Origin of the sequence: Streptomyces sp. NPDC046876 (genome assembly GCF_040645035.1) — a bacterium.
Lineage (GTDB): Bacteria > Actinomycetota > Actinomycetes > Streptomycetales > Streptomycetaceae > Streptomyces.
Genome location: NZ_JBEYXK010000086.1, coordinates 1 through 9,705, shown reverse-complemented (window position 1 = coordinate 9,705; position 9,705 = coordinate 1). Strand labels below are relative to the sequence as shown.

The following is a 9,705-nucleotide window of genomic DNA, read 5'->3' as shown; positions in this document are numbered from 1 at the left end:
CACAACCCCCCCGTCGCCCACCCCGTCGTTCAGACCACCCGCGTCGCCGACGCCCCTCCCCCCCACCCCTGCGCCCCCCCCGCACGGCCCCGCCCCGGTTACGCCGCCCCCGGCCGCCCCGGCGCCGACGACAGCCAGGACCGCCGCGGCACCCAGCGAGGTCGTCACGCGGAGAAGAGTTGCATACATATGCGAATACCTCCTATTTTGGGCATCTTTGCCTACTATCTCTAGCACGCAGCCACGCCCAATGCGGGGAGGAATGCCCCCGAATCTGCCGTGTCGCCCAGAGGTCTCGTCCGACGGCGTGCGGGTCACGGGTCCACAGTCCAGGGGTTCGCTCAACGCCTGGGCGGCGGGTGCCGGTGCGCCGCGCGTGATCAATCCCAGCAAGATTTCCTCTACCTCAACCACCGACACGGCGGCAACGTCCCGTTCCCACCGCGGCCCGGCCGCCGCTCCTGGGTGCGGCGGCCGGCTCGGGGGCGCTCACCCCGAGCTCGGTCAGCCGCGTGCGCTGCTCCGACGACATTCACCTACAACAACCTCGACCAGAAGATCTCCACCACCGACTCCACCGGGCGCACCCAGTTCACGACATACGACGTGCTGGGCCGCACCACGGAGTTGCGTGACAACGCCGCCGACGGCCCGCTGGTCGCCTCCTGGACGTTCGACTCGCTGCTCGGCGCCAAGGGACTTCCCGTCGCGTCCACCCGCTACGAGGGCCTCGCCGCCTACAAGAGCGAGGTCACCGGGTACGACACCGAATACCGCCCCACCGGAACGAAGATCACCATTCCGGACGTGCCGGCAACGAAGGGCCTGGCCGGCACCTACGCCTACACCACCACCTACACCCCACGGGGCCAGGTCCAGTCGACGACGGTTCCCGCCACTCCTGGCGGCCTGGCAGCCGAGAAGCTGATCACGCGGTACGACGCGGACGGCATGGCCAAGAGCATCTCCGGCCTGTCCTGGTACACCGCCGACGTCATCTACAGCCCCTACGGACAGGTGCTGCGCACGGCCTCGGGCAACGCCCCGAACCGGGTGTGGACGACCACCCTCTACAACGGCAACACCAGCCGTGTCGAGCAGTCGATCAGCGACCGCGAGACCGCCAACCCCAACCGGATCTCCGCCCTCTCCTACACCTACGACACCGTCGGCAACCCGACCTCCATCACCGACACCCAGGCCGGCGGCCGGGTGGACCGCCAGTGCTTCTCGTACGACGCCATGGGGCAGCTGACCAAGGCCTGGACGGCCAAGAGCCCGAACTGCCCCGCCCCGAGCACGGCCGAGGTCGCCCGGGGCCGGACGGCGACGGCTACTGGTACGAGTACCAGTTCGACGCCATCGGCAACCGCACCAAGCTCATCGACCACGACCTCACCAACGGGGCGCTGGACGACGAAACCACCTACACCTACGGCGTACCGGTCGCGGGCAACGGCACCCAGCCGCCGTCCACCACACAGCCGCACGCTCTGAGCAAGGCCGAGAAGACCACCCGGACCGCCACCTCCACCGTCAATTCCCTCTCGACCTACGAATACGACGCCTCCGGCAACACCAAGAGCCGGCGCATCGGCGGTGACACGCAGACCCTGAACTGGGACCGGCGCAACAAGCTCACCTCGGCGAGCAGCCCCGGCATCGGCGCGGTCGCAGTGACCGGCCTGGCAGGCAAGTGCCTCGACGTCGAGGGCGGCAGCACTGCGGACGGCACCCGCGTCCAGCTGTGGTCCTGCAAGGACGTCAAGGCCCAGAAGTGGCGCCTGACGGACAACACCGTCCGCGCCCTCGGAAAGTGCCTCACCGCGGACAACGGCCAGGCCCGTATCGCCGCCTGCGACGGAAGCGACAAGCAGAAGTTCGTCTACCGTCCGGGCGACAAGACCCTCTACAACCAGGCGGCGAACGCCTGCGTCGACGTCCCTGGCGGCAACACCGCCGACGGTACCGACCTGCTGGTCTACGCCTGCAACGGCGGTACCAACCAGCAGTGGGCTTTCGACAACACCACCACCTACATCTACGACGCCTCCGGGAACCGCCTGATCGAGGAGACCGGTTCCTCGCGCACCCCCTACCTCGGCGAGGCAGAGGTCACCGTCAACAAGGCCGGCCAAGCCGTCGACGCCATCCGCTACTACAGCGGACCCGGCGGCGTCACCACGCGCCGCACGGACGGAAAGGCAACAGGCCACAAGCTCGACTTCCTCCTGTCCGACCACCACAGCACGGCGACAGCCTCGGTCAACCAGGCTGCCGGCCAACAGATCACCCTCCGCAAGTTCGACCCGTATGGCAACGTTCGAGGAGCGGTCGCCGGAAACTGGACCGGAGACCGGACCTTCCTCGGGACCGATGCCCGGAGGCTCTCATACAGCACTGACACACATCGTCGCCGGTCAACAGCACAAGCTACGACTTGGCTGTGTGGGAAGGCGAGAGGCTGGCGGATGACAAGACCGCTGGCCGGGTCTTCTGCGACCTGTACGACCGCTATATCGACAGCGAGGTCGAGGAGCCTCCGTCCGAACGCATAGCGGCATACGTCGCGGCGCTTCTTGAGCGGTGGTGTGACCTCACCGAGGACGAGGAGGACGCGTCGCCTTGGTCGACGGGCCCGTTGATCGGTGAGGCCAGTGGTCCGTTGATCTACTTCCCGATGCGGTGGAGCATGGCTGAGGAGGCATCGGCCTACGCGGCAGCCGTGGCGGCGTCCATGGGTCTGGTCTGTTTCGACGTGCAGCAGGACCGGCTCAGGCCCTGAGTAGGGTCGCCAACCGGCGATAGCTGATGAGGGCTGCGGCTATGCCGACGAAGGCGAGGAAGTGTTCTGCCTTGCGCTCGTATCGGCGGTGGAGCCGACGGCAGCCGGCGAGCCAGGACACGGTCCGTTCGACCACCCACCGGTGGCGGCTGAGCCGTTGTGAGGACTCGATGCCTTTGCGGGCGATGCGATGGCGGATGCCGCGTCCGCGGAGCCACCGACGCAGGTGGTCGTAGTCGTAGTCGTAGTCCTTGTCTGCGTGGAGCTTGGCGGGGCGCCGTCGACGAGGCCCTCGACGACATCTACGTGAAGTAGCCCGCTCCGCTGCCCACCAGATACCTGACTGTGCGCGCATCTCAGCAGGAGGGGTCTTGCGGGTGGTCGAGGCAGTGGCGGTAACCGTCCTGGAGCCGTTTGCGGAGGTCGACGGAACGGAACTCGGCAGTGGCCCGGCGATCCGGAAGGGCTGGCCATGGTCGGTGACGGACAGTCTCTTCGGTCGGCCTTCCACCAGCAGGTCGAGGTCGGCGGTCCACTCATACACCCCATGGTCCCTTCTGCGTAAGCCTCAAGTTGGAAGTCGGCCGCGTCGTCCTTGCCGAGGTTCAGCCCCAAACGGCCAACAGACCGACCTCCTGGGGTTGTGCAGTTTGGCTGAGCGGGTGGCCGACTGGCTGCCACTGAATCTGCGCGGGAAGCGGTGCTGTCAGTCATGTGAGCCCTGGCGGCGTGGGCGTGAGCCTCCCGCGTCCCACGGGGCGGCGTACCCGGGTCAGCCGGTGAGGACCATCCGGAAGCGCGCGGCACCCGAGAGCATCTTTTGGTACGCCTCGTCGGTCCGGCTCAGCGGTACCGCCTCGACGATCGGGCGGATCCCGTGCAGCGCGCTGAAGGCCATGGTGTCCTCGACGTCCTGCGAAGTGCCGGACGGGTGGCCGCGCACGACGCGTCCGCTCATGAGCAGCTGCATCGGGTTGATTTCCAGCGGCTCGGGGGCCGCGCCGATCACCACCAACTCCCCCCGGTGCGTCAGGCCGTCCACGGTCGCGGTGATGGCACCGGAGTTGGCGGCGGTGGCCAGCACGACCTTGGCGCCCCCGAGGGACTGCAGTGCGTCCGCAACGCTCGTACCCACCGTGCTGTCGACGTAGTGGTGTGCGCCGAGCTGCTCGGCGAATTCCCTCTTGTCGGCCCCGCGGGCGATGGCCACGGTCTCGAAGCCCATCGCCACCGCGTACTGCACGGCGAGATGGCCGAGGCCGCCGATGCCGAGTACGGCGACCAGGTCACCCGGCCGCGCGGAACTGCGCCGCAGCCCGTTGTACGTGGTCACTCCCGCGCAGGCCATGGGTGCCGCATCGGTGGCGGCCAGCGCGTCGGGGATCCGGGCGAGGGCGTCGGACGGCGCGATCACCGCCTCCGCGAACCCCCCGTCGTATGCCCAGCCCGGGACCTTGAGGTTCTCGCAGACGATGAAGTCGCCCTGTCTGCAAGGAGTGCAGTGGCCGCAGCTCCCGCCGAACCAGCCGACGGCGACCCTGTCGCCGACCTGCCAGCCCCGGTCCTGTGCCCCTTCGCCCATGGCTTCGATCCGGCCGGCGACCTCATGGCCGGGGACCAGCGGGAACTGCACGCCCGGAACCTTGGCGCCCACGAAGACGGCATCGCTGTGGCAGATCCCGCAGGCATCGACGGCGATGCGCACCTGGCCGGGCCCCGGCTGCGGCACCTCGCGCTCGACGATCTCGAACCGTCCGTCGGGGGAGGTGACCTGCGCGACTCGATACGTACCCATCCGACCCTCTCTCAGACACGACTCGGCGCCCCCGAATTCCAGCAGAACAGCTCCGCCCCGATCGCGCGCGCCGACGGTCACATGCGGGTGGACGCGGAGGCTGTCGTCCGTCACGTGGGGTCACCGTTTTGCTGTCGCGCGGCGGTGTCACCGCGCCAAGAGCGTCAACTTCACGAAGGATGATTCACCCGCAAGCGTGGTGGCGGCGTGGCGTTTGACAGGGGCTTTCGGTCATGACGGGGGTGAGGGGGAGGGACGAGGCGAGTGCGGCGGGGCGGCGGCCCTGCGCCGTGATGCGTGACGGTGTGGCGGCGGGAACGGTTCGAGGGCGGCTTCCGCCAACCCCGGCACGCGGGATTGGCGGAGCCCCTGCCTTCGTGGCTTGACGTGTTCATGCTCTGTGCGGTGCCCTTGCGGCGGGTTCCGGCTCCACCATGGAACGCAGCAGAAGCGGCCGATCGGTGGTGCCTTTCAGCAGCGTCGGTGTGAAGGGAAGCACCATGACCACTGGCGTGCGGGCTCCCCTGGTCACGTACACGCCGCGGGGGTACGTGTGGCGGTTGCGGCCCGGTGCCTGAACACGCCCTGACCCCCCAGGCGCATCCCCCAAGCCCCGGAAACACGACTTCGCTTCTCCCCTCAGGTCCAACCACTGACGCCACCCCGAGCGCCCGCAATGGACCCACACCCCGTACTCGCCGACTGGTCCCGCACCGACCACTTCGGCCTCGGAAGCCGACCGCCTGCCTTCGACCATGAGACCTACAAGCAGCCGGACACCATCGAGCGGTGCATCAACAAGCTCAAGCAGTGGCGCGGCATCGGTGAGGTCGACTCGGGGCGCCCTCCGTCGAACCAGCCCAAGATCCTTTGTCAGACAGAACCTAGGGCCTGTGGTGAAATTGCTGGTCGCCGCCACTCGTCGAGGGCTGCAACCAGCACGGTCGCCTCGTAGGTGACAGCGACTTTGTCCTATCAGGTGGCGACGGCCCGGTGGCGCTTGAGGCGAGTCGAAGGCCCCGGGGGTCACGACGCCCCGGGGCCTCCACTTCGCTGGCCTCCCCGCTCCACGACGAGCCGGCCAACCTGTCACGCCCAGTCCACGCCCAGCTTCACGAGGGCGGCGAGCTGCTCGGCGGTGAGCTTGGCGCGTCGGCTCTTGGTGTTGGAGACCCACACCCCCAGCTTCACGGTCACCGGCTCCGCCTCGCCCTCGACCGCGATCTCCTCGCCGTGGGCCCGCGGGACCGGCCGGTAGGCGCCTTCCCGTTCTACCCACTGGGTGAGGGCTGTCAGGCCGCGATCAGGCCGCGTTGGAACGCCTGCTGCGCCTTACGCGCCCCCTTCGCACTGTGGCTGGCTGCGGGGGCGGGTGAGGGTGCCTGGTCGGGTTGCACGCCCAGCGCGGTCAGCCGTGCCTGCTGTTCGGGCAGCAGCCGGGCCCAGGTGGTCGGTTGCTTCTGTTGCTGGAGTCAGCGTCCGATGTCGTCGCCGTCGAAGAGGACGCCGGGGGCGATGTGGGGCAGGTGGCCGTCGGCGTCGACGAGGTCGGCCAGGACGCGGTAGTGCCGCTGCCAGTCCAGCGGCCACGGGCAGCCCCAGTCCTCGTCGATCGTGGTCAGCTGCGCCGCGCGTTCCGCGGCCCGGGCCGGGTCTTTGCCCAGGCCGTTCTTGGTGCCCTTGCGTTGGAGGTTGGCCATGTGCTGTCCGATGGGCACCATCTGGTCGTCCTCGCCCCACATGGCGTCTTGCCGGGGCGCGAGGTGCCCGGTGGCCCGCCGGTACGACCGGAGCGCGGCGAGCTTGGCCTCCCACGCTTCCTCGCCGGGCTCCCACACCATCCCGGCCTCCGGGGCGTCCAGCAGGGTCTTGCGCCTGTCCTCGAGTTCCCCGGTGCGCAGGGCCTTGCGCTGCTGGTGCACCCACCGGCCGAGCGGGAACGTCTTGGTGACGCCGACCTCGGTCTCGGTGTCGTACGGGACGGCGTAGAGGCCGGTGATTCCGTTCTCCGCCCGCCAGCGCAGCAGGGCCTGATAGCCCTCCAGCGGCAAGGATTCGGGCCGGTAGACGCGGGTGCGCAGGAATGCGGCGATCGTGGCGGCGTCCCGCGGGCTGGAGAAGTGGGGCAGCGCCGACTCCGCGGCGGCGTCGGCCCCGTCTTCCTGGTCCTCGCCCTCCCCGCCGGCTCCGACGATCTGCCCGTCCTCGTCGCGGCGCAGGTGGACTTTGTGCTTTCCGCTGGTGAGGGCGCGGAGGCGAGCTGCTCGACCAGACGGTCATCGTGACTGCGGAGGCCCTGGACGGACCGCTACAAGGGGGCGGAAGCTGGCGCTGGCGAGCATGTCGGTGGGGTCCTCTCCGGGCTCCAGGAACACCGGGACGATGATCCGTGCGATCTTGGTGGAGCCGTCCAGCCTCCAGGGGCCCGCGAACGTTCCGCTTGCCCTTGGGTGCATTGATGTCCTCGCGGTCCACCAGTGAGGCGTACGTGGCGAATACGACGACCGGCCCGGAGGCGGCCCACAGGGCGAGCTGGATTGGGTTCGTGGTGGTGCGCACCTCCAGCTCGTTCAGGACCGGGTCGTCTTCCAGGGAGCAGACGGCGATCCGGGCTGCCCGAGTGGTTGTGCCGTGAAGCCCCGAGCAGGATTCCCCGCGGCGCCGTCGCGCCAGGGCTCAGGTCGTTTTGGTCTGGCCTCCGTCGATGAGGAATTCGGCGCCTGTGATGTTCGCGGCGCGGGGCGAGGCCAGGAAGAGCGCGAGGTTGGCGACCTCTTGGGGTTCGGTGAAGCGTCCTGTGGTGATGCCCGTCTGCTGGGGCACCACCACGTCCATGGCCTCCTGGGCAGTGGTTCCTGCGCTGGCTGCCACCGTCTCGGCGAAGCCGCCGGGGGCGGTCCAGAACGGGGTGCGGACCGGTCCCGGAGCGATGGAGTTCACCCGTACGCCGCGCGGCGCAAACTCCTCCGACAGCGCCTTGGTAAGGCTGGTCAGTGCGGCCTTGGCCGCCGAGTAGTCCACCACCATGGGGAAGGGCATCCGGGCGTTGAGGGAACTGATGTTGACGATCGCGCCTCCGCCGTCCGCGAGCAGGTGCGGCAGCGCGGCGCGGCTGGCGCGGACGGCGCTGAAGAAGTTCAGGTCGAAGCCCCGCTGCCACTGTGCGTCGTCGATGGCGAGGAAATCGGTGCGGGGCTTGGTGGCTCCGACGTTGTTGACCAAGATATCGATCTTGCCATGATGTTCCATCGCCGCCTGGATCAGTGCCTCCACTCCTTCGCTGGTAGCCAGATCGCCGGCTGCGAAGGCCACGTCATATGTCTCACGCATGGCGGCCAGCTCACGGGTCTCGGAACGGCTGCCGGCGACTACACGCACGCCCTCACGCAGGAACGCCTCGGTGATGGCCAAGCCGATGCCTTTGCTGGCACCGGTGACGACGGCGACTTTGTCGGTGAGCTCCAGATCCATCGGCACGCACTCCTGTGTCATGAACTCGGCATGGATTGTTCGCATGAATCGGGCATTTACGGGCATTGTGTGCGTCGGATCCTATGCGCCCTCGTAGGCACGCCGTGCCCTGCTGTCGCCGGTCAGTGAGTGTGCGCAGTCGTCACGCTTCTGACCTGGGGTTGTGCAGTTTGACTGAGTGGGCTGGCGGCTGTGTTGGCGCACTGAATCTGCGCAGCGTCGGGTATGTGTGTATTCGCAGGTCAGATGGGGTTTCTGCTAGCTTCCTGGCCATGCTTGAGACGGGTGGTTCTGCCCGGGATCTGGTCGGCTTTGTGCTGCCGGAATCGGGTGGCTTGGCGAGGTCGACGGATCCGGCGTGGCCGTACGTGCTGCTGGACGCGGCCGGGGTCGTGGTGGAGCCGGTGGAGCGGTTCTTTGCTGAGCTCCAAGCCTGTGGACGGCCACCGGCAACGATGCGGTCGTACGGGATGGACCTGCTGCGGTGGTGGCGGTTCCTGGCCGGCTGGGGGCTGGAGTGGGATCGGGTGACGCGGGCGGATGCCCGGGACTTCGCCCGGTGGATGCAGGTCGCGCCGAAGCCGGTCCGCGTCCACTGGCGCCGGCGGTCCCAGGACGCTTCGACGCCGCCTCCGGCACGCCCCCTGGTGGGCTTGCCGAATACGGTGACCGGCCGAGCGGCGCCGGGGGCGATGTACCCGGCCAGGACGCGGGTGCACAGCGAAGCGGTGTTGAGGTCGTTCTACGCCTTCCACCTGGACGAGGGGACTGGCCCGATCATCAACCCGTTTCCCGAGGGCCGGGATCGCCGCTGGCCCCCAGGTGCAGGGCGGGCTTTCCGCGCGCCGGGCGGTGGCCGCTACCGGCCTTCGGTACCCACCCGGTTGCCGCGGCGGATCCCCGATCACCGGTTCAATGAGCTTTTCGCCGCTCTGAAGTAGAACCGGGACCGGGCGTTGTTGGCGTTCTGGGTGTCCAACGGCGCCCGGCCTGAGGAGCTGTTGACGAGCCGCCAGCGGGATCCGCTGCCGGGCGATCAGCTGCTGGGAGTCATCCGGAAGGGCACACGGGCCTATTAGCAGCTTCCGTCGTCCCCGGATGCCTTCGTGTGGTTGAGGATCTACCAGGAAGAATCTGGGCGGGCGGGGGTGCCACGGGATCCGGCGGCGCCGTTGTGGTGGACGCTGCGGCGGCCGTTTCGGCCGCTGAACTATCACGCCGCGAGAGCGATGTTGAACCGGGCCAACGCCCTGCTCGGGGCGAACTGGACACTCCACGACCTTCGGCACACGGCCGCATACCGGATGGCCCGGGACCCGGAGCTAGCGTTGACGGACGTGCAGTGGGTCCTTGGCCACGCCCACCTGACCACCACCCAGATCTACGTTCCGGCCGGGCGCGACGAGATCGTCGAGGCCGTACGGGCACATCATCTGCGCCAGGACCGGCTGGCACGGATCCCCACGGTGCCCGCGGCCGGGTACCGGACCGAGGCTCTCAACGACCTGTTCGGAGGATCCTGGTGAAGGCTCGCGTCCGGCACCTGACGAGCCCGGCCCGCGGCCGCCCCCGACGGCCGCCCCCGCTGGCCCCCGCCCCCCCCGCGCCCCCCCGCACCCCCCCACCCCCCCACCAAAAAAAACACCCCGAAAAA

7 protein-coding genes and 3 pseudogenes are annotated in these 9,705 nt (G+C 68.8%); 6 read left to right on the top strand and 4 right to left on the bottom strand.

The genetic code is table 11. The features are described from left to right. Positions 1-606: 606 nt before the first annotated feature. The 3 genes from ABZ924_RS30380 (at position 607) to ABZ924_RS30370 (ending at position 2,785) form a co-directional block, all read left to right on the top strand. A complete protein-coding gene (locus ABZ924_RS30380; RefSeq protein WP_361916725.1) occupies positions 607-1,497 on the top strand; it encodes a hypothetical protein in 891 nt (296 codons plus the stop codon). A 179-nt stretch (positions 1,498-1,676) separates the two neighbouring features. Continuing rightward, positions 1,677-2,558: an RICIN domain-containing protein gene (locus ABZ924_RS30375; RefSeq protein WP_361916788.1), complete on the top strand. Its 882-nt coding sequence runs from the start codon at positions 1,677-1,679 to the stop codon at positions 2,556-2,558. Then, positions 2,441-2,785, top strand: a complete 345-nt coding sequence (locus ABZ924_RS30370; RefSeq protein ID WP_361916722.1) for a hypothetical protein — start codon at positions 2,441-2,443, stop codon at positions 2,783-2,785. The genes ABZ924_RS30375 and ABZ924_RS30370 overlap by 118 nt, the downstream gene beginning before the upstream one ends. Here ABZ924_RS30370 and ABZ924_RS30365 read toward each other — a convergent pair. Both ABZ924_RS30365 and ABZ924_RS30360 read right to left on the bottom strand, forming a co-directional pair. Then, positions 2,775-3,080, bottom strand: a pseudogene (locus ABZ924_RS30365) (transposase); the annotation flags it as partial. The gene ABZ924_RS30370 and the pseudogene ABZ924_RS30365 overlap by 11 nt on opposite strands. Positions 3,081-3,557: 477 nt before the next feature. Next, complete coding sequence (locus ABZ924_RS30360; RefSeq protein ID WP_361916719.1) at positions 3,558-4,580, bottom strand: alcohol dehydrogenase; 1,023 nt, start codon at positions 4,578-4,580, stop codon at positions 3,558-3,560. 730 nt (positions 4,581-5,310) lie between these two features. On the opposite strand from ABZ924_RS30360, the pseudogene ABZ924_RS30355 reads away from it, so the two are divergent. After that, positions 5,311-5,403: pseudogene (locus ABZ924_RS30355) on the top strand (IS5/IS1182 family transposase); the annotation flags it as partial. 266 nt (positions 5,404-5,669) lie between these two features. Here ABZ924_RS30355 and ABZ924_RS30350 read toward each other — a convergent pair. After that, a pseudogene (locus tag ABZ924_RS30350) lies at positions 5,670-6,991 on the bottom strand (helicase associated domain-containing protein); the annotation flags it as partial. 265 nt (positions 6,992-7,256) lie between these two features. Then, positions 7,257-8,051, bottom strand: a complete 795-nt coding sequence (locus ABZ924_RS30345) for an oxidoreductase (RefSeq protein ID WP_361916716.1) — start codon at positions 8,049-8,051, stop codon at positions 7,257-7,259. 272 nt (positions 8,052-8,323) lie between these two features. On the opposite strand from ABZ924_RS30345, the gene ABZ924_RS30340 reads away from it, so the two are divergent. Beyond that, positions 8,324-8,992 carry a site-specific integrase gene (locus ABZ924_RS30340; RefSeq protein ID WP_361916713.1) on the top strand — a complete coding sequence of 223 codons (669 nt, stop codon included), beginning with the start codon at positions 8,324-8,326 and terminating at the stop codon, positions 8,990-8,992. 165 nt (positions 8,993-9,157) lie between these two features. Further along, complete coding sequence (locus ABZ924_RS30335; protein ID WP_361916710.1) at positions 9,158-9,577, top strand: site-specific integrase; 420 nt, start codon at positions 9,158-9,160, stop codon at positions 9,575-9,577. The last annotated feature ends 128 nt before the right edge of the window (positions 9,578-9,705 follow it).

Bases quoted from the DNA above. Each gene is read 5' to 3' on its own strand.
- ABZ924_RS30360 (WP_361916719.1), bottom strand. From the start codon at position 4,580: ATGGGTACGTATCGAGTCGCGCAGGTCACCTCCCCCGACGGACGGTTC.
- ABZ924_RS30345 (WP_361916716.1), bottom strand. From the start codon at position 8,051: ATGGATCTGGAGCTCACCGACAAAGTCGCCGTCGTCACCGGTGCCAGC.
- ABZ924_RS30340 (WP_361916713.1), top strand. From the start codon at position 8,324: ATGCTTGAGACGGGTGGTTCTGCCCGGGATCTGGTCGGCTTTGTGCTG.